Origin of the sequence: Halorubrum distributum JCM 10118, from assembly GCF_000337335.1 — an archaeon.
Classification (GTDB): Archaea; Halobacteriota; Halobacteria; order Halobacteriales; family Haloferacaceae; genus Halorubrum; species Halorubrum distributum.
In genome coordinates this window covers 36118-60977 of sequence record NZ_AOJN01000024.1, presented here as the reverse complement: position 1 = coordinate 60977, position 24860 = coordinate 36118, and the positions used below count along the sequence as shown (strand labels likewise).

At 61.7% G+C, this 24860-nt stretch carries 20 protein-coding genes and 2 pseudogenes; 12 read left to right on the top strand and 10 right to left on the bottom strand.

The features are described from left to right. Positions 1-55: 55 nt before the first annotated feature. From C466_RS05060 to C466_RS05050, 4 genes are all read right to left on the bottom strand, one after another. Entirely contained in the window at positions 56-1009 is a 954-nt protein-coding gene (locus tag C466_RS05060; protein WP_004597902.1) for a homing endonuclease associated repeat-containing protein, read from the bottom strand. 278 nt (positions 1010-1287) lie between these two features. Next, complete coding sequence (locus C466_RS17265; protein ID WP_239641184.1) at positions 1288-2391, bottom strand: hypothetical protein; 1104 nt, start codon at positions 2389-2391, stop codon at positions 1288-1290. 195 nt (positions 2392-2586) lie between these two features. Next, positions 2587-3879 carry an McrC family protein gene (locus C466_RS05055; RefSeq protein ID WP_004597906.1) on the bottom strand — a complete coding sequence of 431 codons (1293 nt, stop codon included), beginning with the start codon at positions 3877-3879 and terminating at the stop codon, positions 2587-2589. 6 nt (positions 3880-3885) lie between these two features. Beyond that, complete coding sequence (locus tag C466_RS05050; protein WP_004597907.1) at positions 3886-6270, bottom strand: McrB family protein; 2385 nt, start codon at positions 6268-6270, stop codon at positions 3886-3888. Positions 6271-6402: 132 nt separating this feature from the next. Here C466_RS05050 and C466_RS05045 point away from each other — a divergent pair, with 132 nt between their 5' ends. The 5 genes from C466_RS05045 (at position 6403) to C466_RS05030 (ending at position 12054) form a co-directional block, all read left to right on the top strand. Next, complete coding sequence (locus C466_RS05045) at positions 6403-7827, top strand: DEAD/DEAH box helicase family protein (RefSeq protein WP_004597909.1); 1425 nt, start codon at positions 6403-6405, stop codon at positions 7825-7827. A gap of 114 nt (positions 7828-7941) precedes the next feature. Beyond that, a complete protein-coding gene (locus C466_RS16750) occupies positions 7942-8100 on the top strand; it encodes a hypothetical protein (RefSeq protein WP_160163047.1) in 159 nt (52 codons plus the stop codon). Next, positions 8101-10140 carry an AAA family ATPase gene (locus C466_RS05040; RefSeq protein WP_004599592.1) on the top strand — a complete coding sequence of 680 codons (2040 nt, stop codon included), beginning with the start codon at positions 8101-8103 and terminating at the stop codon, positions 10138-10140. Further along, the gene (locus C466_RS05035) at positions 10137-10652 is read left to right on the top strand and encodes a hypothetical protein (RefSeq protein WP_239641183.1); all 516 of its coding nucleotides are present in this window, start codon (positions 10137-10139) and stop codon (positions 10650-10652) included. The genes C466_RS05040 and C466_RS05035 overlap by 4 nt, the downstream gene beginning before the upstream one ends. A 64-nt stretch (positions 10653-10716) precedes the next feature. Further along, a complete protein-coding gene (locus C466_RS05030; protein ID WP_152418570.1) occupies positions 10717-12054 on the top strand; it encodes a hypothetical protein in 1338 nt (445 codons plus the stop codon). Positions 12055-12108: 54 nt separating this feature from the next. On the opposite strand, the gene C466_RS05025 is transcribed toward C466_RS05030, so the two are convergent. Next, positions 12109-15858, bottom strand: coding sequence for a homing endonuclease associated repeat-containing protein (locus tag C466_RS05025; protein ID WP_239641182.1), 3750 nt, complete (start codon positions 15856-15858; stop codon positions 12109-12111). Positions 15859-16141: 283 nt separating this feature from the next. Then, complete coding sequence (locus C466_RS05020) at positions 16142-17185, bottom strand: transcription initiation factor IIB family protein (protein ID WP_004597919.1); 1044 nt, start codon at positions 17183-17185, stop codon at positions 16142-16144. Between the two features lie 214 nt (positions 17186-17399). On the opposite strand from C466_RS05020, the gene C466_RS16440 reads away from it, so the two are divergent. Next, entirely contained in the window at positions 17400-18299 is a 900-nt protein-coding gene (locus C466_RS16440; RefSeq protein ID WP_152418571.1) for a transcriptional regulator TbsP domain-containing protein, read from the top strand. A 178-nt stretch (positions 18300-18477) separates the two neighbouring features. Here the strand turns inward: C466_RS16440 and C466_RS05015 are convergent, their stop codons facing one another. Then, positions 18478-19725 (bottom strand): hypothetical protein, encoded by a 1248-nt coding sequence (locus C466_RS05015; protein WP_049908387.1) that lies wholly within the window; start codon positions 19723-19725, stop codon positions 18478-18480. 69 nt (positions 19726-19794) lie between these two features. Between C466_RS05015 and C466_RS05010 the strand changes: the two are divergent. Further along, positions 19795-20345: pseudogene (locus C466_RS05010) on the top strand (7-cyano-7-deazaguanine synthase); the annotation flags it as partial. Positions 20346-20417: 72 nt separating this feature from the next. Here the strand turns inward: C466_RS05010 and C466_RS17625 are convergent. Further along, positions 20418-20543: pseudogene (locus tag C466_RS17625) on the bottom strand (hypothetical protein); the annotation flags it as partial. A 171-nt stretch (positions 20544-20714) separates the two neighbouring features. Here C466_RS17625 and C466_RS05000 point away from each other — a divergent pair. Next, entirely contained in the window at positions 20715-20918 is a 204-nt protein-coding gene (locus C466_RS05000) for a hypothetical protein (protein ID WP_004597927.1), read from the top strand. 39 nt (positions 20919-20957) lie between these two features. Here C466_RS05000 and C466_RS04995 read toward each other — a convergent pair whose 3' ends face one another. Both C466_RS04995 and C466_RS04990 read right to left on the bottom strand, forming a co-directional pair. Further along, a complete protein-coding gene (locus C466_RS04995) occupies positions 20958-21377 on the bottom strand; it encodes a universal stress protein (protein WP_004597929.1) in 420 nt (139 codons plus the stop codon). Between the two features lie 71 nt (positions 21378-21448). Continuing rightward, entirely contained in the window at positions 21449-21961 is a 513-nt protein-coding gene (locus tag C466_RS04990) for a CinA family protein (RefSeq protein ID WP_004597932.1), read from the bottom strand. 59 nt (positions 21962-22020) lie between these two features. On the opposite strand from C466_RS04990, the gene C466_RS04985 reads away from it, so the two are divergent. The 4 genes from C466_RS04985 to C466_RS04970 all read left to right on the top strand — a co-directional run bounded on the left by C466_RS04985 (position 22021) and on the right by C466_RS04970 (position 24860). Then, on the top strand, positions 22021-22668 hold the full coding sequence (locus tag C466_RS04985) for a class I SAM-dependent methyltransferase (protein ID WP_004597933.1): 648 nt from the start codon (positions 22021-22023) through the stop codon (positions 22666-22668). Then, entirely contained in the window at positions 22665-23258 is a 594-nt protein-coding gene (locus tag C466_RS04980) for a transcriptional regulator FilR1 domain-containing protein (RefSeq protein ID WP_004597935.1), read from the top strand. Before C466_RS04985 ends, C466_RS04980 begins: the two co-directional genes overlap by 4 nt. A gap of 69 nt (positions 23259-23327) precedes the next feature. After that, on the top strand, positions 23328-23600 hold the full coding sequence (locus C466_RS04975) for a hypothetical protein (protein WP_004597937.1): 273 nt from the start codon (positions 23328-23330) through the stop codon (positions 23598-23600). A gap of 69 nt (positions 23601-23669) precedes the next feature. Then, positions 23670-24860, top strand: a complete 1191-nt coding sequence (locus C466_RS04970) for a PAS domain-containing response regulator (protein ID WP_004597939.1) — start codon at positions 23670-23672, stop codon at positions 24858-24860.

Below are 24860 nucleotides of genomic sequence, written 5' to 3'. Positions count from 1 at the left end.
GCTATCGTCTGCGTTGTAGTGAATTGCAATTCAAATGCAATCGTATCGTGATTCGCTATTCGCCGCGGAGGTACGCGACGTTTTCTGGGTACGGGTATTCGGTTTCGAGGTAATCGAGGATTTTGGCAGGGTATGGGTTCCATGACGGGGTGGTGTCGAGTTGGTCGGGCCAGCAGGTTTCGAAGACGGATTTGATGTCGAAGACGTTGGAGACGTTGACTTTTGGTTTTTTGTCTGTGGTTTCGGAGATGGTGGGGCGTTTTGCGCCGAACGATTCGAAGGCGTCGCGGAGCCAGTCGGCTCGGTCGGGGGTGTCGACGGTGATCCGCCAGCCTTGGGTTTGGAAGTACCCGGCGGATTCGAGGTAGCCGCGGATGAAGGCGGGCCGGTACTCGTCGTCGAGTTCGGGGAAGTCGCTGGGGTCGCTGGATGCGTCCGGGTACCCGGTGGCGGTGAGGTGGTCGATGAAGGTGGGGTTGCTGATTTGGAGTTGGACTTGTTGCTGGTCTTGCGGGCGGTCCGGGTTTGAGTACGTGTTGATCGAGTACTCCGAGTCGATGGCGTCGGCGAAGCCGCGGACGAAGTGTTCTTTGCTGACGACGCGGACGACTTGCAGCGCGAAGTAGTCAGCCTGGTTGTTGTGTGAAACGGTGGAGTGTGCGAACAGGGAGCCGAGCCAGTACGCTTTCTCCGTGGTGTCGATCGTTTTGAAATAGTTTTCACGGATCGGGGTGGACGTGCCGCGTTGGAAGGTTTCGAGTCCGGCTTCGTCTTTCGCGTCGTTCCAGGTGCCGAATGCGTACCGGATCGCGTCGGATGACACGTCGAGGTTGAGGGCGTCGAATTCGGTGACGGTGGGGGATTTCCCGAGTGTGTCGGCGGCGTGTTGGAGGAGTTGGATCATCTCGGCTTTCTCTTCTTGGGCGACGGTTTCTCGGATTTGCTCGGGATCCTCCGGGAGAATATCGTTGAGATGAGCATCGATGTCGTCGATGAACTCGTCTGCCATTACGCGATTTGTTGGATGGGTGTGTAATATACGTACAGGATCGAAGTGAGGTGTCTTACAACGAACCAGTGCGTGTTCACCGTGACAGGATAGTACGACTCGTTCACGGGTGCCAATCAGTTTGAGACGTTATGACTAGATGGCGTTGAGGTGACGGTTCACGTCAGGCGCTACAGTCATGCAGGACGGGTTCATACTGCTATGGGGGCACGGAATACTAATAACGGGATCTAGAGTGCGCGGGAGGAGTGTGTTGGGGAAGCGGTCAGTTGTCGGTGTTAGAGTCCGTGTTCGAACTCGTCCATGATCTCGTCTAAGATCGCGTCGTCGCTGGGAGCTGCTTGTTCAGTGCGGTTTGAAGCTGGGGTGGGGTCGGTATCGAGTAGTTCGCCTGTGGGGGAAATGTGTCCGAGTACTTCGTCGTCGCCGGGCCCGTAGGTGTCGGTGATTTGGAAGGCTGGCCTGTCGTTGCGGGTCACACCGTGGAGGCCAATATTTGTTCGTCGGATGTTTGTCGTGTCGAACTCGCCGGATACGGAGCGTGTTGCTGTGTTGTAAATGTACACCGTGTGATCGGTTAATCGCCAGTAGGCAACGTGGTCGCCGTCAGGTGTGAACACTGGCGACCGGGCGACTTCTACACGCTCTTCGAGGAGGTGTTCTCCTGTCCACGTTGTGATGTGGAAGACGGATTCTCGATGCTCGCCTGAGTGGTATGCTACGTGTCCGTTTTTTCCGATTGCAACGCGGCTGATTGGTTCGTCTTCGTCAATGAGGAACGAGAACTCATCATCGACGAACACGGCAGCAGCATGTCTGCTCGATGCGGAAGCGACTGTACAGTCACCAACAGTAGTTACCGTGGCTTCGTGTGCGTCGCCGTTGGGAAAAACTAGTTTTGTGGTGTCATGTCGTGTGTGGTATAGTTGAGGCGTGTCAGAGACGGCCTCTACGTGCGGTGGGGAGTAGACCGGTACGTCGTCAAGGTTGTGTTCGGTCACACTGCCAGTCTTTTTGAGTTCTTTGAGTGCCCAGTGGGCCTTCCAGTGTGCTGTATCCGCTTTTTCCGCAAACCAAGACACCGGTTTTGGCGAAGTCAATTCCGCGCCGAGAATGACCTGGTTAATATCTCGTAAGACGTTGTCAGCCGTGTTGAACGGAGAGTTCCCAACGTCTTCGCCGACAAACAGCCACGTTCCGTCGCTGTCTTGAACCGGTTTCATCCACCCACCGTCGATCCACGCCGTGAGATAACGCTGTGTCTCTTTGGGACCGATGTCGAACTGCTCTGCAAACCACTTGACCGATTTCGGCGGGTCTTGTCCTTTCGCAGCGTCTAGGATGTCGTCAGCCAACTCATCATCTAATTCGTCGGTTCCCATACACTTCCTCACAGATCAGTGTATATTAAGGATAACTACACAAGCTCGGATAGCACACTGAGGAAATATCGAGCTCTACGCGACGCTAGACCTGCATTATCGCGGCCAGGTATGTTCAATCGCACCGATATCTGGATTCTCCTTTGGACTCACGATTCTCACTGACGTTCCAGCGCTGCTCACCGTCTGCGAGAGCTATTTTGTGACTGCGGTGTCGATGGCGGTGGTCATCGCGGTGGTGACGGCGGTTCGGAACGCGTCGTATGACGGGTACGTGTCGGTGGTTGGGAGTTCGATGAGGTGGAGTGGGTGGCCGTTGACGATGGTGCAGGTGTCGGTGACGGTGCCGCCTTGTGACGGGTATGCGAGGAGGCTTGGGGCGGTGTGGGCTTGTTGGTAGGCGGCCATTTGGTAGAAATCGGCGTTGGGCGGGGTGCCGTGTTTCCATTTGGCGTCACCGATGAGTTGCACGGCACCGTCGGGGTCGCGGATAGTGAAGTCGGGTTTGAGCGTGACGTTGAAGCGGCCGTCGTGGATGAGTTGTTTGCTGTTGTCTTGCCGGGTGATGCGCCACCCGTCACGGTCGGTGATGGCGGTGTCGGCGGCGTGCGTGACGGCGTTTTCGAAGACGGTGTTCATGTTGACGAGCAGGGAGAAGGCGTTGCGGGTGCCGGTGGTGATGTCGCCGACGTGGCTGTTGCGGAGGAAGAGTTTCGTGAGCTGCAGGATGTGGTCGTAGTAGTCGTTGAGGCGGGTGAGTTCGATGGTGGCGATGTCGCTGTGGGTGATGTGGGTGCGGGTGACGTCTCGGCGGAGGGCGTGGGCGTGGCGTTGGAGGGCGCTGGTGAGCTGGTCGTCGGTGACCATGCGGAGGAGGGCGTCGGTGACTTGAAGGATGGCTTGGTTGATCGGGATGTCAGGCGTGAGCTCCTGGTAGGTGCATTCGAATTCGGTGGGGACGGGCGGTTGGCGTTGGAGTTGGCGTTGGATGTCGAGGCGGCCGCGGAGGCGTTGTTCGGTGGCGTGCCGGGTGACGTAGTCGGTGTGGAGGCCGCGGTTGCGGACGCGTTGGAGTTCGCGTTCGTACAGGACGCCGAGCGCGTCGACGAACACGGTGCCGGCTTGGAGTTGCGTGTCGGTGTCGAACGTGTCGGCGGAGACGTTGGTGGCGTACTGCAGGATGTACAGGAGGTTGGTGGCGGGGAGCTTCGGCCGGATTTCGAGTGTCGGACCGTTCGGGAGTGCGATGAGCCCGACGTACGACGTAGCGGTGAGAACGGCGTCGCCGTCGGGCGTGTACGTGACGTTGATGCGGTCACCGTCGCGGTCGGTGCCGCCGTTGATTTCATCGCGGAGGTACGCTCGCGCCTGTTCGGACAGCGGGATCGGTGGAGTGGAGTCGTACTCGGTGATGACGTGCGTCTCGTTGCGGGGTGGGTGCGGGTCGGTCGCGCCGGGGTCACCGGTCGTGTCGGGCGGTGTGGGCATGCCGGGTTACTCGTCGACGTCGAGCAGCGCAGCGAGTTCGGCGGTGAGCGTGGCGGCGTCGAACGATCGGATCTCTTCGCTGTCGTAGTTGATGAGGCGGTGGCCGCCGCCGTCGAACAGTGTGTCGCGGATCCGGTCGAACTGTCCGTAGAAGTACTCTTCGAGGAGTGGGAGGAGTTCGAACCGCCACGTGTCAACGAGTTCCGGTCCGGTGGTTTTCCCGAAGAAAAAGGAGTGCCCGATTTGCTTGCCTTTGCCGAGGTCGGCGGTGGTGAGGATCGTGTCGTTGAATTTGCGGACGGCGAGGATTGTCAGTGCGAACAGGCGGTTGGCGTGCCCGGGGGTGTTGGCGGCGGCGCGGAGCGCGTCGATGGAGGTGAACGGCGTGGTGTCGTCTTCGATGATGGCGTCGAAGTTCGGGGGGAATGAGAGGAAGCGGAAGCGGCGGCGGAGGGCGGCGTCGACGAGTGCGATGGATCGGTCGGCGGTGTTCATGGTGCCGATGAGGTACAGGTTTGGCGGGATGGTGAACGGTTGCCCGGAGTGCGCGAGTGAGACGCTGGTTTCGTTGGCGGCGTCGAGCCGCTTGTCGTATTCGAGGCCGGTGATGGTTTCGCCGAAGATCTGCGCGAGGTTCCCGCGGTTGATCTCGTCGATGATCATGACGTACCGCGGCGGCGCGTCGGTCGCGGTGCGGTACGCGTCGCGGGCGGCGTCGACGAATTCTTTGAACACGCCGGGCTGGTAGTCGTAGACGACGCCGTCGTCGGTGTTGTCGGCTTTCAGGCCCTCGATGAAGTCCTCGTACGTGAACGACGGGTGGAACGTGACGGTTTCGAACTGGTCGGTGGTCGGGTCGATCCCGGGTTGTTGGTGGAGCCACCACCGGGTGAACTGCGCGGCGGTGTAGGTCTTCCCGGTGCCGGGCGGGCCGTAGAACACGATTTGTCCGGTCGTGTCGAGTTGCCGGGCGATGTCGTCGGCCTGGTCGGGTTTCGCGGCAGCGTCGAGCGGTTGGCCTTGCGGCGGTGTCGTCGGGCGGCGCGGCGTCGTGACGGTGTAGGATTCGTCGAGGACGGCGCGGACGTTCACGGGTTTGACGTACTCGGTCGTGTCGGCGGTGCGTTGCAGATCGCGGAATAAGACAAAAAACAGGGTTTCCGGTTCGCTGAGTGGTTGGACGGCGCCGATCCCGAGGCGTGACACGGTTGTTGTGAGATGCGGTTCGGTCCTGTCGAACACGTCACGGAGGATCTCGCAGTACGTGTCTTCGCGCGGCGTGACGTCGCTGTCCGGCTGGATGGTCGGAAGCGTGTCGGTGAGGTGCGTGATGACGGTGGCGAGTGTTTCGTCGGCGAACCAGTCGAGGCCGTGGTCGCTGAACGCGATGCGGACGCGGATGTCGACGAGCGCTTCCTCGATCGACGTGTACGTGTCGGTGGGCGCGGGGCGTTGTACTTGGTAGTGCCACGTTTTCAGCTGGTCGAGGAGCGCCGGGGCTTCCGCGATGAATAATTCGAGCAGGGCGGGCGGGCACTGCGTGAACTGCGTGTCGGCGACGAGTTCGCGGTTGGCGTCGTAGAGGAGCTGCTCGTGGGAGTCGGCGATGTGGTTGAGACGGGTGCTGTACGACGGGTCATCAAGTACGTCCTCGAACAGGTGGATTGCGGGATCAAGTGCGTGGTACTCGCCGACGGTAACGGTGGCTGCGGTGTCGTCCGGGGTGTCGGTGGTGGCGATGACTGATGTGCCGGTGATGGTGTGCGTGTCACTGGAGAGATGGAGGACGATGTCACCGGGTGCGGCGTCTACTGCGTGGTCGGTGACGGTGAGGTGCGGATTCGTGAGGCGGGCGGTGTCGCCGGGCGAGTGCGGAGTATCATCGGGGCGCGTGTCGATCCACACGTCTGGGTCGTCGCGGTGCGTGAGGAGAAATCGTTGAATGGTGGCGTAGTCGTCTTCGACGGCTGCGTGTTCGGTCTCGGTGAGTCGGTGGAGTAGCTGCGTGGTGTCGGTGTCGAGTGTGTCGTGCAGATCACGCCGGTTGATGGTGACGGGAAGTGGGACGCTGAGCAGTAGCACCGTGTCGGTGAAGGTCGCAGACGAGTCGGAGTGGTTGGATCCTGCGGTGAGTCCGGGGGCGGTTCGAACGTCGTTGACGGTTGCGACCCACGTGTATTGGTCGCCGTTGACGTCGAAGAGGATCGTGTCGCCGACGGCGTGGTAGGGGTCGAGATCCGTGTCGGCGGGGACTGGGAGGCAGTGGACGGGGTCGGCGTGGGTCGCAGGGAGATCGGCCGGGAAGTCGCGGCGGTCGATCCCGGGTCGCACGTACGTGTCGAAGAGACCGGGTGAGTCGGTGAGAGACGCGAGAAGGAGCGTCGAGCGCATGCGTAGCTACATAACGCGTAACGGGTGACATAAAGGCCTGTGCTCCGGGCGGGGAGGGGTGTGTGGCAGTGCGTCCCGGGACTTATGACCCCTGGCCTCGCAGGGATACGTATCTTGGAGAGGGTGGTGTAAATGGGGTTTGCGCTGTCGAATCCGGAGTGGGTTGAAGCCCGGTCGTATCAGCAGGATGCGATCCGGTCGTGGGTGGAAAGCGGTGCGCAAGGCGTGTTACAGATGGCGACGGGAACGGGGAAGACGGTGACTGCGTTGATGGCGGCGAGTACGATCACGGCGCAACTCGACGGGAAACTCGGCCTGATTATTGCGGTGCCGTATCAGCACCTCGTCGATCAGTGGCGTGAGGACGTGCAGGATTTCGGCGTGAGTCCGGTGCGTGCGTACGAGTCCCGGGCGACGTGGCAAGATCAGTTCGAGGGGCAAGTGGCGGAGTTCAATCGCGGGTTCCGTGACGGATTCGTCGTGATCACGACACACGAGACGTTTACGTCGGACGCGTTTCAACGGGTCCTCACTCGGGTCAACCGGCAGGAGCTGATGCTGATCGGCGATGAGGTGCATCACCTCGGGGCGGCGCATCGCCGGGAACGGTTACCGGAAAGTATCCCGATGCGGCTCGGCCTGTCGGCGACGCCGCAACGCTTCTACGACGACGAGGGGTCGGAAGCGCTGTTCGAGTATTTCGGTGATGTCGTGTTCGAGTACTCGTTGCAGGAAGCGATCCGGAACGGGAACCTGTGTGAGTATTACTACATCCCGCATGTCGTCGAGTTAACGCCGGAAGAAGAAGACGAGTACCTCGGGTTGTCCAGAAAGATCGCGCGGTTGGTGCAGCGGTACGGCGGTGACTTGGGCGACGCCGAGAACAACGAGCAGACGGATTTGAAATTCGCGTTGTTCGAGCGGGCGCGGTTGATCGGGAGCGCGGAGAATAAACTCGACCGGTTAATGCAGTTGATCGGTGAGCAAGGCCCAGTTGAGCACACGCTGGTGTACTGCGGGGACGGGACGGTTGAGGGGAGCGTGGGGGACCGGACGGAGCGGCACGTGGACGCAGCGCTGTCTACGCTGCGGAAGCTCGGGATTCGTGCGAAGCGCTTCACAGCAGATGAGGACCGCGGAGAACGCGAGGAGTTGCTCGCGGCGTTCGATGCTGGTGACGTGGAAGCGTTGGTGGCGATTCGGTGTCTCGATGAAGGAGTTGACGTGCCGGCGACGCGGACGGCATACGTGCTGGCGAGTTCGTCGAACCCCAGGCAGTTCGTGCAACGCCGCGGCCGGATTCTCCGGACACACCCGGGAAAGCAACACGCGGTGATTCACGATTTTATCGTGGCACCGCCGAGCGAGATCCGGGACGCGACGGCGGGTGACGAACGGTTCAAAACGGAGCGGAATCTCGTTCGGCAAGAGCTGGAGCGCGTGAATCTGTTCGGGGAGGCAGCGCGGAATCATCCTGATGCAGATGTGCAAGGCATCTCGACGGACGCCGGAGCGATCGGGGAGTTGAAGCGCGCGTTCAACTTACGGCAGTTGTAAGCGCATGCCGGAGCTGCGGGCTTTGCGTTCCGGTATCGTGCCGTGACTGTCGGTGACGGGAGTGTCTCCAAGCTGGAACAATCATTAAGACAGAGGGACAGATACGTTCGAAGCATGGACGATCAGGGGTCAACAGCTGATATTGGGGACGAGACGCTGCGACGGATTCGAGAGCGGACGTTACAGGCGGAAAGCGAGCAGCTCCACATGCGCCGCCCGCACAAGATCATCCCGGAGATCCGAGAGATCGTCGAAGAGGAGATCCCGGAATAGATGCAACTGCATCGACTGCACCTCACGAATTTCCGGCAGTTCCGGTCTGAAACCGTGGAGTTCGCGTTAGGTGACGATCAGAACGTCACCGTTGTGCACGGGCAGAACGGGTCCGGGAAGACGACGCTGAAAAACGCGTTCCTGTGGGTGCTGTACGACGAGTCGAATTTTAACTTGCGACCTGACAAGCTCGCTAGTCAAGGCGCGCTCGCTGAGGTGGACCCAGGTGAGACGGTGTCAGTCGAAGTGGCACTGGAGTTCGAACACGAGGACGTCGATTACGAAGTCACGCGGTCCTACGAGTATCAGCGGCAGGCGACGGACGATTATCTCGGCGAGATCGTCGATGAGGACCTGTCGTTGTCCTACGAGACGGCGGACGGGAAACGCGGGACGCGACAGAACCCGCAGCGGTCGATCGAGCAGATTCTCCCCGACCGGTTGAGCGACCTGTTCTTTTTCGACGGCGAGTACATCACACAGCTCTCCGAGGGGCACAGTCAAGACGAGGTGAAGCAGGCGATTCAAAATATTATGGGCCTCACCATCATCGAGCGGTCGATCCGGCATCTCGGTGAGGTTGAGGGACGGTTCGAATCGGAAGTGCAGGAACACGGGAACTCGGAGTTATCTGACCTGATCGACACGCGCAGTGAACTTCGAGACGAGGTTGAGGATTTGACCGGGTCGATCGACACGAAAAAGCAGAGCCGCCAACGGCTTCGAGAGGAAATCAGTGAGATCGAGCGGAAGCTCGAAGGGATCGAAGAAGCAGCGGAGTTACAAGAAGAACGGAACCGGTTGGAGTCGCGGCAGGACGCGTTACAGGCGGAAATCGCGGAGATCAACGAGTCGATTGACGCGGAGATCAGTAAGAAGGGTCACCTCCCGTTCGTGATGCCAGCGATCGAAGCAACGGCACAGGACCTTGACGATCTGCGCGAACGCGGTGAGATCCCGTCAGAGGTGTCGAATCAGTTCGTGGACAAGCTCCTCGCGCAAGGCGAGTGTATCTGTGGCCGACCGTTAGAGGAAGGGACACACCCGTACGACAGCGTTGAGGCGTACCGGTCGGATGCAGCGGAGAACGGGGTTGATCAGGCGGCGATCAGGATTATCTCGCATCTCACCAGTATTCAGGACGAGCAGGCGGAGGATTTGGACACGGTTGACGAGCTGCTTGAGGAGCGGTCGGAATTACGGGATCAACTCACGTCCGTTGACGAGCAGTTAGACGAGATTCAAGGCGAGTTAGAGGAGATGAACATCACGGATCCCGAGACGGGCGAAACGCCGTCCGAGTTGGAGTCGGCGCGGAACCGGAAGAAATCTGAACGTGAGGAGTTGAAACGCGAGATTTGGGATTTGGAGCGTGATATCGAGACGCGCGAGGAACGGCTTGAAGAAATCGGCGAGGAGATCGATGAGGCGCGGCAAGAGGAGAGTCAAGCCGAGCTTGCGCGGCGACGGATGCAGGCGACGTCGAAGGTCCAACAGCAACTTGAAGCGTCGTTCGAACAGCTCCAGAATCAGGTGCGGGAGTACTCGAACGATCTCGTGTCGAAGACGTTTGATGAGATTGCGACGAAGGGATATGAGGCCGAGATTACGGACGAGTTCGAACTCCGGATCCGCGATCAGTTGCAGGGTGAGTACTTGGAGGTCGACAAGTCGCGTGGGGAACGGCAGATTGCGAGTCTGACGTTCATCGGGAGTCTCGTGCAGATTGCCCGGGAACGGTACGAGTCGGATACTGACGCGGAGTATTTCAGCGGCGGGATTTACCCGATCGTGATGGATTCGCCGTTCGGGGCGTTAGACGACGACCATCGGCGGACGGTGAGTCGCGTGATCCCGCGGATGGCCGAGCAGGTCGTGGTGCTCGTCACGGACTCGCAGTGGCGGGGCCCGGTTGCGAACGAGATGAACGAGATCGCCAGTCGGCAGTACCGGCTTGATTTCGACGACGGCGACGGTGACACGTCGTACCCGCGGACCCGGATCGTTGAAGAAGAGATTTCTCAGAAGGTGAATCAATGAGCGACTCCAGTACGGCGACGACACGGCAGTACTACCACCGGCACGACATTTACGATCAGATGGTGAGCGACTGGGAGATATTCGATAGCCTCGTCGATTTCTTCGTGTTCTCGGCGAGCGTCGGGTACGCCGTGAGCGACCGGCCGACGGTGAACACGTACGCCGACAAAGAGTTCCAAGGGAAAACCGACGAGGGAACGCAAGGCGAAATGCTGTGGATGCATTTCACTGACAAGCCGACGTACCGGGCGGTCGCCGCGTCGATCGCGTATCAGCACACGAGCGATTCGAGCGCGCTCGTGGAACCGGAAACGCAACTGGAGGTGCTCGCACGGTACGCGCACGCCGGGGCGATGCGGTTAGACCGCGAGTTCGGCGACGCGGCGAACCCGCCGCGTGACGGGCTCGTTTCGTTCATCGATAAGTTCCACGAGGCCGACGGCACCACGGACAACGAGGATATCCTCTCACAGATCGTCGATAGCTTCGATAGCGACATGATGAGCAGCTGATCACGTCGCTTCACCCGAGTCGTCACAGGAAAGCACTCATACTTTCACTAATGATGAGGTTTCCATGACGAATCGCTCCGGGTTCCCTGTGTCAATTATCAAAGAAGGTCCGACGTTTCGTGATGAGTTGACACGCCAGCCGCAGGACGTGCTCCGTGATGATTCGATCGAGTCACTCCGGATTGTGCCGGCGAAGTCCGCTGCGACCGGTGTGTACGCGATTTATTTTGATTCGGCGCACCGTGAGTGGGCGTTGGTTCGCTTGGTGATCCGGTATCGGTGGTTGTTTGAAATCCAGTTGAACCGCGGGATGTCCGGGGAGCGCCAGTTACTTCAACAGGGGTTCACGCCGGACGATCTCGCATTCCTGTTCGATATCATTCCGGCGCCGCCCGAGGAGTACAACCCGATCGTGTACGACATGTTGTGGTTGGTGGCGACGTACGATGAGTACCGCGCGTTGACTGAAGCGATGCTGGACCGGGACCGGTTCACGCCGCGAGAGTTGTTCGGTGCCGTTTCAACAGTTGATGAGAGTAAAATCGGGTTTTTGACGCGATTCCTTCGCAGTCATCTCATCGAACCGGTGAGCACTGCGTCGGAGCAGCTGCAGAGTCACGACACCGCGTCGAACGGAGACTTGCACGCGACGATCGATGAGACGTATACGGTCACAGTAGACGGTGAGATTGCACTGCAAGGTATCCTCGCGGAGTACGACCGGATCTTCGAAGATGCTGATTTCGAACCGTTGTTTATCAACGCGGAGTTGGATCCGCGGCGGCATTTAGCCGAGTACAGTTCCGATGCAGAGCGCCCGGCACCGGACGTCTCGTTCGATGAGATTCAAAACGAGGGCGGGATGCTCGGCGAGATCGCCTCGTCGTTCTCGTCGTTGGTTGACGAGGCGGACGGCGGTGAGGAGGATGCAAGTACGGAGGCCGTCGGTGATGTGGAGACTGACGCGCAGACGGACGACGGGGTGACAGCGCGTGCCGATGAGGGTACGGATTCGCCGCGGTCGGCAGAGGCCGGTGATTCCGAGCGTCGGGACCGGTCCGATGCGGCTGAAACCACCGTTCGTGAGGCGTCAGGCTCGACCGGAGCCCGGGCTGTGCGTTCAGAACAAGACTCCGATACGGTGTCCGGTCAGGAGGAGACGGAGTCACCGGAGTTCGGTGCGTACACGGAGTCGGGAGTGGTGGACGGTGCCGTCGCCGCTGCGCGGTATATCCGCGAGCGCACGGTCGCGCGTTCACAGCACGTCAAGCAGGCCGTGTGGGACGCCGTTGACGTTGGCGATCGGGACCGGACTGAACTGTGGGAGTACGTCACGCAAGTACTCATGGCGATGGACAGCGTTCACGGGCGGCCACACGGTCGAATCTGGACCACGGCGTAACGGCGAGGGAACTCCATTTGGACCTCGGTCGGAACGGATGTTGTTGTGCGGAACTCACTCCGCTTCGGAATCAGAAAATTCGTCGAAATCGTTCATAATATCGCCGAGAATCCCGTCGTCGTCAGGGGTCGTGCCAGTGCTCTCATCACCGCTGGTGGCCTGGTCGCTGTCTCCAGTGTCCCGTGCGGTTGTCCCCCCACTCCTCGCTGTGCTCGCGCCGGATCCCGTCTTCGTGGCGTCGGCCTGATCTGCGGTGTCCGTGCCGGTCGGTGAACGAGTGGCTTCTGCTTCGTCGAACGCTTGTTCGACGGCGGCGGTGTACGTGCCGAAGTACGTGGCGTAGGTGGTGGCGGAGACGTGCCCGTGCTCGTTCATTTCGGTGGTGGTGGGGCGGTGTCCGAGGGTGTCGGCGACGCGGTGCAGGTCGTCGATGAGTCGGGCTTTGTTGTCGATGCCGGCTGAGTCGAGGGCGTTTTGCCAGGAACCGAACACGCGGGTGATATCATTCACGGAATACGCTGTGGTGTCGCTCACGTCGCTCGCTTTCAACGGCCGGTCGATCGTCTCGCCGACGTGCTGCATCGCGTCAAGGAGGTCGCCACGGCTTGGGGTGCCACTACTCCTCGTTCGACTTCTGCCACTGTTCGAAGCGCTCTTTCCACTGCTCGTACTGGTGTCCCGGCTACGTCCGGACGTCGAACTCGTATCCGCGCTCGACCGTGACGGCGGGTTGATGTCCGGCGTGTTGCCCGCAGAGCCAGCGTCAGTTGGCATGACGCGGAAGTCTTTCGTGCTGCTGAGTTGGTGTCCGGTCCCGGTGCTTGTCTCCCAGCTTTTGTGCCGAGCTTGCTCGATCGTGTACGTCTCGCCGACGCTCCAGTCAAGCGAGAGGTCGTGTGTGGACCAGATGTCGAGCGGGACTTCGGTGCCGTCTGTGAGTGCGACTTGGAGACGGGCGTCGCGTTTCGACCCGGGGTTCGGGTCGTGGTTGAGGACAGTAACGGTGAGCGTGTCGACGCGCCCGTCGGGCAGGGTCGGGCTGTCCGGACTCACGTCGGTGTCGTCCGGTGCTGGGCGGTCGGCGTCGGGGTACGCGGGGAATTCGTCGAGCAGTTCGATAGCTGTGTCGAGCGCTTCGGTGCTTGCGATAGCGACGGGGAGCGGCGTGTTCGAGTCGGGTGCGACGGGGACGGCGTGGTCCCAGTCGTCGATCGCGTCGCCGAGTAAGTGCTGGATCCGGTCGTCGGCAGGGGCGAACTCGACGTGATGGAAGTCCGTGACGCGCTCGCCGTCGCCGTGCGCGTCGCGGTAGTCGCGGATGCTGAAGTCGTTCCGGTCGCGCTGTTGAACGCCGTAGTTCGGCGCGCCGGCCGGGCCGCCGCTGCCCCAGTGGTCGGCGACAGCGTCCGCCCACTGCTCCATCGGTGCGGTCCCGTCGGTGTCGAGTTCGCCTGCGAGCTCGGTTAACAGGTGCTGGAACCGGTCGAACGCGACGTACAGCTCGGCGAGTTCGTTCGAGTGAAGATCGGTCATGGTGCTCGAATCGACTGACTGCGGTTGCTTCCCGGTAGTCGACGCGGGTCTTGTATCCGTCGAGTTCTCGGCGGTCTCGGCGGCTGTGTCGTCATCGGTCGTGTCAGTGTCTGTGAGTCCGGCTTCGAAGAGAGCGGCATCGACGCTTCCGAACGCGTCGTCGTACTCGTCCGGGTGGTAATCACCGACGGAGTACAACAGTTTCCGGTCAATCGTGTCCCAGTCCTCCGCGAGTTCTTGGAGTTCGGTGATGAGTTCGTCGTGCTCATCGAATGGTGACGATTTGTCCGCGGTGACCGCCGTCGCTGTGTCCGGGTCGGCGATGTCGGCGGCAACGAGCGCCGCGTCGAAACTCCCGAAGACGTCTTCGTACTCGTCCGGGTGGTGGTTCCCGACGGAGTACAACAGTTTCCGGTCGATTGTGTCCCAGTCCTCCGCGAGTGCTTGTAACTCGTTGATGAGCGCCTCGCGTGATGGCATCCCTGTGGTTGTCTTTTTTGTCCTTGTCTGGGAATTGGGAGTCTCGGACGACGTTTCCGTGGTTTCCGCCGCCTCGTCGGTGTCACGCGTGGACGTGCTGGAGGTGGTGTCTGCGGGGTCGGAGTCAGTCTCATTTGACGGCGTTGCGGAGTCGTCTGGATCGTGGACGCCGGCGACGGCGAGTGCGGCGTCAAGACTCCCGAAGATGTCTTCGTACTCGTCGGGGTGATGGTTACCGACGGAGTAAAGCAGTGTCCGGTCGATCTCCGACCACTTGCGGTCCAACTCGCGTAACTCGTCGAGTAGCTCGGTGCGTTGCGACCCGTCACCCCTGTCGTCGGGTGATTCGCCCCGTACTTCATCGGCTGCCCCTGACGCAACGCTGCCGGCCGATTCAACAGGTGTCCCTGACTCAGTGTCCGATTCGACGGTTATAGACGATGCAGATCCTCTATAGATTGCTGGCGTCGATTGGGCCTCGGCCGCCGATCCCGTCGACGCCGTGTCGTTTCCGTCGCTGTCGTTTAACGCGATCGACGCAATTCCGTACAGCAGTCCGATGGCGAGGACGAGCAGCGTGACTGGTGACGTGACAAGCCCCGATAGACCGTTCGGCAAACTGAATCCTAGGACCCCGCCGTCGCCGGTATTCGAGTCGTCAAAATCGGTTTCAACACCGGCACCTCCAGCGCCCCCGTCGAGGGGAACCGGTGACGCTTCAGGCGACGTGATCGAGTACAGCGCGCCGTCAGTGCTCCCAACGAACGCGATCCCGTCGACGACCGTCGGCGTCGACACAATCGCGTCACTAGTCGGGAACCGCCACTGCGGGGCACCCGTATCCGCATCGATCGCGTACAGGTTGTAGTCTTCGCTCCCGACGTACACCGTGTCGTCGGTAACCACGAGCCCGCCCGACACACCGGGCCCCCAGTAGAGGAAACTCCACGAGTCGTTCGCATTGAACCGCCAGCGCTCCGCCCCCGACTCCGCCGCTAATGCAACGACATCGCCGTTATCCCCGCCGACGTACACGGTGTCATCATCAATCGCGGCCCCGCTCTCAATCCATCTCGTGGTACTGAACGCCCATTGGTCCTCTCCGGTGTCCGCACTGAGTGCGTAGACGCGCCCCTGTTCGCCCTCACCCGGACTCGCCCCGGTAACGACCAGTATTCCGCCTGAAACCGTGACGGTCGGTCGCCGGTCGATCACCGTACTGGTCGTCCACCTTTCGGTGAGCGTCACAGAACTGGTCGACCGCTCGACGTCGAACGCGTACACCGTGCCCGCGTCAGTCGCGGCGTACAACGTGGATCCGTCGACTGCCGGTGTCGAGACAATCTCACCCGTCAGATCGACGGCCGTTGCAGCCGTTCCATCAAGAGCGAACGCGTGTACGGTGTTTCCCCCGGCAACGAAGATCACCCCGTCGGTCACTATCGGGGATGACGGGTCGGCACCGATCGTTTCGACCCATCTCTCAGCGCCATCACTCACGTCGAGTGCGTGCAGTGATTCACCCGTCGTAACGCAGACCATTTCACCGGCAATAACCGGGGATGTAACGATCTCCTCGTCGAGATCGACCGCCCACTGCTCCATTCCGGTGACGGCGTCGAGAGCACGAACAGTCCCGGTCTCATCCGCCGTGTATGTGACGCTATCGACGACTGCGGCGGAACCGATGAGTGCGTCACCGGCGTCGGAACGCCACAGTTCCCGCGGATTACTCCGCGGCCCACGTTCGTTCGGTGCGTACCCGGTGTTCGCGGCGTCGTACTGGTCCATCCGCGAGTCACCAATCGACGTCTCCTGTGCCGTGACCAACCCGGCGGTGGAACACCCTGCAGCGACACCGCCAGTGAGTGTGAGACCATACAGGAAACCGCGCCGGGTCGGCGAGGTCATTCAATTACCGATGGTCGATCGTCGAACAAGTATTTTCGCTATTCTCTCACCCGTCAACCCGCAATAACGAGAGGCATCTACGTCACACGGTTTCCAGTCTCAAAACACCATGTTGCCCATGTTCGTTTTATACCCAGGCAGTGCGGACCAGGTCATTTCGTTCTCAGTCCTGTTCGAACTCGCTCGCTTGCTGAGTGTGTTTGAAGCGGGAGTCGTTCAACTCACGGTGATCCAAGACAGAGCGCAACCGTCTCGCTCGTGAGGATATTTCATCCGAGCTTTCGTCCGTGTATTGAGAGAGCGTTTTGATTTTGATGTCGCCATCTGTCAGTTGACTTGCTCGCCGGAGTGCCGCGAGCCCCCACAGCGTCGCTTCTTTATCAACAGGGTACTCGTCCGCCCGTGCATTTTCAATCAACAGTTCCGCGAGGTCTCTGGTTGCCGACCCGACCTCGCTTGCACCCGCGACGTGGTCGATAACTTTGATCGGGTCAGCCGGGAGCGGTTCGGCCTGCCGCAGGCCGGCGCGCTGTTCCTGATACCGGTTTCTGATCGTTACTTCCGAGACGTTCGCTATCCCACTGAGTTCCTGTTGCGTCCGTTTCTCACCGACGTCGAGACACGCGTTGTACACGGCCGCGGCGGCCCAGCCGGACGGGCTTTTCCCGCTGGACAGCCCGGATTCCTCTGTGATTTCGATGATCTCGCGTGCACGCTCGTTGACTGCGTCACTCACGTCGAGCGCGTCGCAGTACCGGTCCACATACTGTCCGCTGCCGAAGAACGCGGACGGGTCGAGTCCGACGGTACTGGCGATATCTTTCGACCGTCGAAGTAATGCTTTCCGGGTCACCACAGTATCGTCCGCGGTAACGAAGTCAGTTGGATCCAACGGGACTTCTGTGACTTTGACTGCGCAGTACAAGCATGAAGCAGCGACTAATTCGAGCGCGGTTCCGATGAGGTCTCCGCGCTGATCACGGTACTGATCGCGCAGAGATTTTGCAAGATCGACCGTCGCCGCGGGAACATCCAGCTCAGCCGCTAACTGGTCGATCCCATCATCAACGATCGCGGTTTGCCGCTCAGCAGACACCGACTGTCCGAACGTGATGTTCTGCTCTATCTCTGCTGAAGACGTGGCATCGACATCGCTGAGAACATCTGAGAGAATATCGTCAATCTCCTCAATAAACTCCTCACTCATGTCTGGTATATAAACTGATGTGAGTCAATAATGGTATCGACTCACCCCTGTCCCCTGGTTGCTGACATGCTCAGAGCTACTAGTTGTAAGCTGGGTTGGTCGTAACATCTTGACTCTTCTACTTCCTTTCCACGTTTAGAATGGCGCTGTCCTTCGTATCCCATGGGTCCAACAGAACATTTTATACAGTTACGTTGAGGTATTGTCATTCACTATGGATACGATATCAGTCGACGGATCAGACGGGGTAAAAATAGTAATCTCGGATGATATTTCTGTGTCAGAATTTGCTGAGTGGCTTATTGCGTCTGACTTGAGCGACATGAATATTTTGGTGTCGAAGACAACTGCTGATAATCTTAGAAGGTCATTCCCTTTGAATTCGAAGATTAAAGAGATACTTGAACAACACAACGCGACCCTCTACCTGACTGAGGAGCCCTCTTTACCAACTACTGTTATCGACGGGAACCAAGCACACTACTATGTACGAATGGGTAATGTTAGGAGGTTCGTTAAGCTCTCTGATGACGAGATCGGATCAATTCTCACTGATGAGTTCGAATCACTTCTTGAAGCCGCATCTCGTGTTGATATAGATACCCCTGTTTGGTCAGAACTTCTCGCAAAACTCGAATCCGTCGTCGGGTTACAGACCCGTTCTGAATTTGAACAACTCATTGAAGCGGCCAAACTTGAGGAGATGGATTCACTTGATGCCGTGTCAGTGGCACTAATAGCTGCGGCCCAGAGTGGTGCTCTCAGTTACGATTTAGGAAAGTGGGCCGAGGAGACGGGTGTCGCAAGCAAGGCAACTATTTCGAGGCGAAAAACGGCGTTAGAAACAGATGGTGTAATCTATACGGAAAAGGTCCCAGTTGAGGTTGGTCGCCCGAGACAGCGACTTCTTTTAGCCGATGATATTAGTGCTGTACGCATTGATACCGCCGAGGTAGATGTGTCTCGGAAAGAATCTACTGAACCGCGACTAGCGGAGGATGAACCAGACTCAACTACTGTGTCTGAGCAGGGAAATCAAAAGCAAGAATCCGATCAAGATGAGATAACCTCGGCAATCGAACAAGAAATTCAAGACGTTATCAGCTCGGAGTGACACAATATTTTCGCAAATCGGTGAAGATCTGCGGTGGAGTTACCTGCTCCAGTTGATTCAAGCTCGTTAATTGCGGCTAGGGGCAATCCCACGTAATTGAGTTAATCAACGTACTCGTGTCACTTACTGAGGATTTCAATGAAGTCGAACATCTCTATATTTGGAATACTCTCGTGAGTCAGTATAGTTCAGATGTGCCACCAACCGCTTGCTCTAACTGCCACGTGTTGCTCAACACGTTGCTTTTGTCGTCGGTGCCGCCGGTGGTGAGGATTCCGAGGTGGTAGAGCTGGTATTTAAATTGGAAGTGGATGCCGGATTTGTAGATCGTCGGGTCAGTTAACACGAACTCGTTAATATCACCATCGGCGGTGAGAACGTCGTCGCGGCGATGCTGGGTGAAGAAGACTTCGACGGCGAGTGGCTGGTTGATGCGCGTGGCTTCAAGCGCGACATCAGCAAGCGTCGCGTCACGGACCCCGTTCTGATGAAGACGCTCAAGCGCAGTAATGATCAGCCGCGTGGGCTCGTATTGGATTGCGATGGACCGTGCGAGCTGCGCCCATCGCGGAGCGAGCTCGGTGAATCGCGTTCGACTACCGGTCCACGTGTCGAACTCGGCGAGCGCGGCTGTGACGCTGCCGTGCTGGTTGCGGGCGAAGCGGACGACCTCTGCGCCGAGGTGCGTGAGTGAGTCGCCGTTTGGCTGGTCGTCAACGAGATTCAACAGAATAGCACCACGTCGCCCATCAGAAATAGTGTTGATGACGTTGTCGGCGTACACAGTCTCGGTGTCGCCGTCGGCAGCAAGCGCGAGCGCGTACCCGAGGTAGTTTTTCGGGTGGTTCACGGGGAAACTCCCGTCGGTGAGGCGGTGCGTGGTTGCTTGGAGTCGCACCGCGTCGATCGTCGTGGAGAACTCACCGGCCCCGGTGACGCGCGCCGGTTCAACGACACGCGCGGAGTCAGTGTTTTCCACGGCGATGACGCCGACGTTGAGGTTCCTCGCTTGTGCGCGTGCCGTGTCGGTGATACTGGGGGCTGGCGCGGCGACGTACCCGAGGTTGACTTCAGGGAGGTGCGCGTGCGCTTGGGTGATGCCGCGAGCGACATCCGCGGCAGCCGGATTGGAGTTGTGGCCTTTCGCTTCGATCACCGTGACTGGGGTCGTCGCTGCGTCGCCGTTGAGAACACCGGTGGCTGGCATGCCAACACCAAGTAAATCGGGTTCGCCAGCAATGAGTCGAATCGTGTTGTACGGTGCGAGGCAGTCACGAATCGTGTCCGGGACGGTCCAACCGCCCCACGTAGATTGTGTGAACTGGGTTTCCGTGACCGCGTACTGATCTGCGGTCGTGTCTTCGTCAGGGTACAGCGTGTCTTTCGCGGCAGCAAGCACCATTGGCTCGGCGAGCGTGACTGCCATTATTTTGTCCACCAACGGATAGATAATATAGCTAAGGGGATACAGGCACTGTACAAAGACTGGGTGTGCGAGTGCGCACAGGCGCTTGCTGAGGAGGTTGGCGCAGCTGACTTCTCGCATATCGAAATGGGACACCTTCCCAAATCGGAGCGTCAAGCTTGACGGACGAGGAGATGGGCGTGGCTGACGCGGACCTGGAGAGTGATGGGATTCCGACGTCGTACGTCCCGTTCCGAAACGCGAATCTGGTGTCGGTAGCGATATCGTACGCGGAAGCAACAGATTCAGAAGCGCTGTTTATTGGGGCGCACTCGGAGGATTTCTCCGGGTATCCTGACTGTCGCCAGGCGTTCTTTGACGCGTTTCAGAATTTGATCGACGTGGGGACGAAACCGGAGACGGACATCGAGTTGAAAACACCGTTCGTCGAGTGGTCGAAAACGGAGATCGCGGAGCGCGGGTTAGAGCTCGGGGTGCCGTACGACATGACATGGTCGTGTTACCGCGATGAAGAACCAGCGTGTGGAACGTGCGATGCCTGTGCCTTCCGGTTAGAGGCGTTCCGGAACGCCGGGTCACGCGACCCGATCGCGTACGCTGAACCGCCGGTGACCTCGTAATCGCCGCAGCCGCTTTAGAGCGCGACGAGTCTGTCCTTACTGGTGACAGCCATTTCGCCACGATTCCCGGTGTCAGCGTTCAAAAGTACCGGTGATTACTTGTATTCCACATTCGAGACACTGACGACTCGCATTCTCCAGATCGAAGTACTCCACGCAGATGCCTTCCACATCGGCCTTGTACTTCACGAGAGCAACAAGTTGGCGATGCGCCCACTAGTGGAACTCTTTGACCGGTCGTGAACGGCGCACGTCGAATCTCGGCCCCCGACGCGGCTTATCGACGCTGTCGAGGGAAACGACTGATAAGCGGTGGCAGGTTCGATCGCACCGGGATCCACTTAAGTATCCTTCGCGCAGATCGCCGGTATGGACTCGTCGGACCGCGCGCTGCTCGGCGTGGCCGGGATCGTCGGCGCGCTCGTGATCGCGATCGCGTTCGCTGGCGGCGCCCTCTTCGGCTTCGACGAGTCGGCCGCGCGACCGATCCGACTCCTCGCGGTCGAACCCCTCACGTGGATTGTGATCGCCGCGCTGGTCGTCGCGGTCGTCGGGAACGCCTACATCGACTGACGGCGGGCGCCCTCGCGCCCCTTCCGAAACGTTCCCTCCTCACCGGACGACCGTCACCGGCACCGGCGACCGCTGGAACACCGTCTTGGCCACGTTGCCGACGAACAGGCGGTCCGCGAGCGACCCGCTGTGCGTGCCCAACACGACGACGTCGAACCCCTCCGAGTGGTCGATGATCTGGCGTGCGGGTCGGCCCGCCTCCACGGCCGTCTCGACCGTCTTGTCGTACTCGGCAGCGATCTCTCGCGCCCGCTCGAACACCGGCTCGGCGGCCTCGCGGACCCCGCCCTCGTCGTCGTCCGACAGCGCGATCCCCGCGGCCTGTCCCATCATCGGCGACGCCCCGCCGACGACGTTCAGGACGGTGATCTCGGCGTCGGGGTGCCCGTCGAGCGCGTACCGAAGCGCGCGCTCGGAGAGGTCGGAGCCGTCCATCGCGACGAGTACGCGCTCTATCATACCGGCAATACGCGCCGTCACCTGATAAACGCACGTGGTGGACCGGGTCGCGCGGCCCGGTCCCTGCTGGCTCAGTCCTCGACGCCTTCGATGGCCCGAACGAGCGCGTCGAGCGCGCGCTCGGCGGCGCCGCGCTTCACCGCGTCGCGGTCGCCGTCGAGGACCGCACGCTCGGTCCGGACGAACGACTCCTCGGTGCCCCACGGCGCGGCGTGCGCGACGCCGAAGTACACCAGCCCGACCGGCTTCTCGTCGGTGCCGCCCGTCGGCCCGGCGATACCGGTCGTCGCGACCGCCCAGTCCGCGTCGGCCCGGTCGCGCGCGCCGGCCGCCATCTCGCGGACCACCGGTTCGCTCACGGCGCCGTGGGCGTCGAGCGACTCGCGGGAGACGCCGAGCAGCTCCCGTTTGGCGTCGTACGTGTACGTCACGAACCCGCGGTCGAAATAGGCGCTCGCGCCCGGCACGTCCGTCACCCGCGACCCGACGAGGCCGCCGGTGAGCGACTCCGCGGTCGCGAGCGTCTCGTCGCGGTCCTCGAGGAGCGCGTTCAGGCGCTCGGCGGGCTCCGTCTCGTCTTCCATACCCCCGTTCCGGGCGAGGCGCCCCTGAGGTTTACGCCCCGTGGCGTCGAAAGGCGAGCGTGACCGAAACCGACTGGGACGAGCGCTTCGCGTCGGGCGAGTACCCGCGCGCGCCGGAGCCGTCCCCCGTGCTTCGCGCCTACGAGCCGTCGCTGCCGGGCGGCCGCGCGCTCGACGTCGCGGCCGGCACCGGCCGCAACGCGGTGTTCCTCGCGGACCGCGGCTACGACGTCGACGCGCTCGACGCCTCGGCGGAGGGGCTCCGGATCGTCCGCGAGCGCGCCGCGGAACGCGGGGTCGCCGACCGAGTCGAGACGGTTCGGGCGGACGTCTCGACGTACGGGTTCCCGACCGAGGCGTACGACCTCGTGGCGATGAGCTACTTCCACACGCTCGACCGGTTCGCGGACCTCGTCGAGTCGCTCGCGCCGGACGGCTACCTCTTCGTGGAGGGGCACCTCCGGTCGGCTGCGCCGTCGCCGTCGGGGCCGAGCGACGACCGGTACCGGTTCGCGGCGAACGAGCTGCTCCGCGCCGGGCTCGGACTGAGCGTGCGGTACTACGACGAGACGACGGCGGAGCGCCCCGGCGACCGCCGGCGCGCGACGGCGCGGCTGCTCGCACAGAAGTCGAGCGGCGGCCGGCAGTCGTATCCGACGCGCCCGGACGAGCCGGCTCGGTGGCCGGCCGGGGAACGAGACGCGTGAGCGACGACGGCTCCGCGTCGCCCGCGGCGGTCCTCCGATCGGTCGTGGCGCGCGCGGTCGACGCCGACCTCGGGGAACTCGACGGGCGGATCGCTGTCGTCGAGCGCGGGAGCCAATCGACTCGCGGGGAGGCGGCCGGGAGCGACTCCGCGACCCCCGCGGAGCGGCTCGCCGAACTCCTCGGCGAGGCGGACAGCGTCGTCGCCGTCGTCCCGCGGCTCGACGCCGACCTCGCCCGTCGGATCAACGCGTCGCTGAAGGTCGGAGACGACGGAACGGACGGAGGGACCGACCCCAGCGCGCCGCGGTCGGCCCGCGTCGTGTTCACCGGGTCCGCGGCCGACCGCCTCTCCGGCGCGACGGGACCCGTCGTCAGGCGCGCGCTCGCCGACCGCGGCGTCGACGCGTACCGCCACGACGGCGAGTCGCCGGTGGCGGTGGCCCTCGGCGACGACCGCGCAGCCGTCGGCCTGATCGACGACGCCGGCGTCGCCGCGCTGCTGTGGACGCGAGACCCCACTGTCCGCGAGTGGGCGGCCGCGACCTGCCGACGCTACCTCGACGCGGCCGAGCCGGCGAGCGGCGGCTGAGCGCCCCGAGCCCGACCGCCCGCGACGGTCCCCGCTCCGCTTTTGAGGGTCGGCATCGAAGGGGGTCGCATGAAAGCGCTACTGCTGTTGGCGGCCGGAATCGGCGGACTGCTCGAAGCCGTCGCGCCGCGGCGCGCCGTCGCGCTCTGGACGCGCGCGCTCTACCGGAACGCCGGCGAGGCGGAGCCGCGCGACTGGACGTACGCGGCCGCGAAGGCCGAGGGGGCGCTGGTCGCCGCCGCGGCGCTCGTGGGGCTGTTCCGGCTCGCGACCGCGGACGACGCCGCGGCAGGTGGCGAGGCGGACGGGCGCGACGACGACGCCGACGCGGACGCGGCGTGAGCCGATAGGCTGCCGGCGTCGCCCCGGCCCACCCGAACGTATATCTGGCGGCCCTCGGTACAACTTCGCATGTCGGAGCCTCCCGTGGACTCCGGGTCGGAGGACGCGTCGACGGTTCGGGTGCTTCACGTCGACGACGACCCGGACTACCTCGATCTGACAGCGACCTACCTCGAACGGATCGACGAGGCGTTCGAGGTCAGCTCCGAGACGGACGTCGGCGACGCGCTCGACGCGCTGGAGACCGAGCCCATCGACTGCGTCGTCTCGGACTACGACATGCCCGGAACGGACGGGCTGACGCTCCTCCAGCGGGTCCGCGACCGGGGTATCGAGGTCCCCTTCGTCCTATTCACCGGGAAGGGGAGCGAAGAGATCGCGAGCGAGGCTATCTCGGCGGGGGCGACGGATTACATCCAGAAGGTCGGCGGCAACGACCAGTACGAGGTGCTGGCCAACCGGGTGCGCAACGCCGTCGACCAGCACCGGTCGCGGGTCGCACTCGCCGCCAGCCAGGAGCGGCTCTCGCGGTTCATCGACCAGTCGCCGCTGGGGACGATCGAGTACGACGCCGACTTCCGGATCGTCCGGGTGAACCCCGCCGCGGAAGAGATCCTCGGCTACGACGAGTCCGAACTGCTCGGCGGCACGTGGCTCCCGTTCGTTCCCGAGCCGGAGCACCGACACGTGGCGGCGCTCGAACGCGACCTCCTCTCCGATAAAGGCGGCTACCAGAGCGTCAACGAGAACGTCCGCAGCGACGGCGAGCGGATCCGCTGCGCGTGGCACAACCAGGTCGTGACCGACGCCGAGGGGGCGGTGATCGGCGTGTTCTCGCAGTTCGAGGACGTCACCGAGGCGGAGGCGCGCAAACGTGAGATCGAACGGTCGAACGCCGTGCTGTCGACCGCGCTCGACGCGCTCCCGGTGGGGATGCTCGTCGAGGACGCGGACCGACGGGTGATCCGAGTGAACGAGCGGCTGTACGAGCTGTTCGGCGTCGAGGGCGACCCGGAGGCCGCCGCCGGCCGCGACTGCGAGGCGCTCGCCGCCGAACTGAGCGAGCGGTTCGCCGACCCGGAGGGGTTCGTCGAACGGATCGAGCGGATCGTCGGGAGCCGGCGCCCGATCGACGGCGAGCGGCTCGCGCTCGCGGACGGGGACACGCTGATTTTGACCTATCGGCCGATCGACCTGCCGGACGGAGACGGTCACCTGTGGGCCTACCGGCGGGCGCGTTCGTCCGAGCGAGCCGACTGA

Excerpts from the sequence above, each read along its gene's own strand:
- C466_RS05015 (WP_049908387.1), bottom strand. The coding sequence starts at position 19,725 with ATGGCAGTCACGCTCGCCGAGCCAATGGTGCTTGCTGCCGCGAAAGAC.
- C466_RS05055 (WP_004597906.1), bottom strand. The coding sequence starts at position 3,879 with ATGCCCACACCGCCCGACACGACCGGTGACCCCGGCGCGACCGACCCG.
- C466_RS05040 (WP_004599592.1), top strand. The coding sequence starts at position 8,101 with ATGCAACTGCATCGACTGCACCTCACGAATTTCCGGCAGTTCCGGTCT.
- C466_RS04975 (WP_004597937.1), top strand. The coding sequence starts at position 23,328 with ATGAAAGCGCTACTGCTGTTGGCGGCCGGAATCGGCGGACTGCTCGAA.
- C466_RS05020 (WP_004597919.1), bottom strand. The coding sequence starts at position 17,185 with ATGAGTGAGGAGTTTATTGAGGAGATTGACGATATTCTCTCAGATGTT.
- C466_RS04970 (WP_004597939.1), top strand. The coding sequence starts at position 23,670 with ATGTCGGAGCCTCCCGTGGACTCCGGGTCGGAGGACGCGTCGACGGTT.
- C466_RS04990 (WP_004597932.1), bottom strand. The coding sequence starts at position 21,961 with ATGGAAGACGAGACGGAGCCCGCCGAGCGCCTGAACGCGCTCCTCGAG.
- C466_RS05045 (WP_004597909.1), top strand. The coding sequence starts at position 6,403 with ATGGGGTTTGCGCTGTCGAATCCGGAGTGGGTTGAAGCCCGGTCGTAT.
- C466_RS16440 (WP_152418571.1), top strand. The coding sequence starts at position 17,400 with ATGGATACGATATCAGTCGACGGATCAGACGGGGTAAAAATAGTAATC.
- C466_RS05060 (WP_004597902.1), bottom strand. The coding sequence starts at position 1,009 with ATGGCAGACGAGTTCATCGACGACATCGATGCTCATCTCAACGATATT.
- C466_RS05035 (WP_239641183.1), top strand. The coding sequence starts at position 10,137 with ATGAGCGACTCCAGTACGGCGACGACACGGCAGTACTACCACCGGCAC.
- C466_RS05030 (WP_152418570.1), top strand. The coding sequence starts at position 10,717 with ATGACGAATCGCTCCGGGTTCCCTGTGTCAATTATCAAAGAAGGTCCG.
- C466_RS16750 (WP_160163047.1), top strand. The coding sequence starts at position 7,942 with ATGGACGATCAGGGGTCAACAGCTGATATTGGGGACGAGACGCTGCGA.
- C466_RS04995 (WP_004597929.1), bottom strand. The coding sequence starts at position 21,377 with ATGATAGAGCGCGTACTCGTCGCGATGGACGGCTCCGACCTCTCCGAG.
- C466_RS05025 (WP_239641182.1), bottom strand. The coding sequence starts at position 15,858 with ATGGACCAGTACGACGCCGCGAACACCGGGTACGCACCGAACGAACGT.
- C466_RS05000 (WP_004597927.1), top strand. The coding sequence starts at position 20,715 with ATGGACTCGTCGGACCGCGCGCTGCTCGGCGTGGCCGGGATCGTCGGC.
- C466_RS17265 (WP_239641184.1), bottom strand. The coding sequence starts at position 2,391 with ATGGGAACCGACGAATTAGATGATGAGTTGGCTGACGACATCCTAGAC.
- C466_RS05050 (WP_004597907.1), bottom strand. The coding sequence starts at position 6,270 with ATGCGCTCGACGCTCCTTCTCGCGTCTCTCACCGACTCACCCGGTCTC.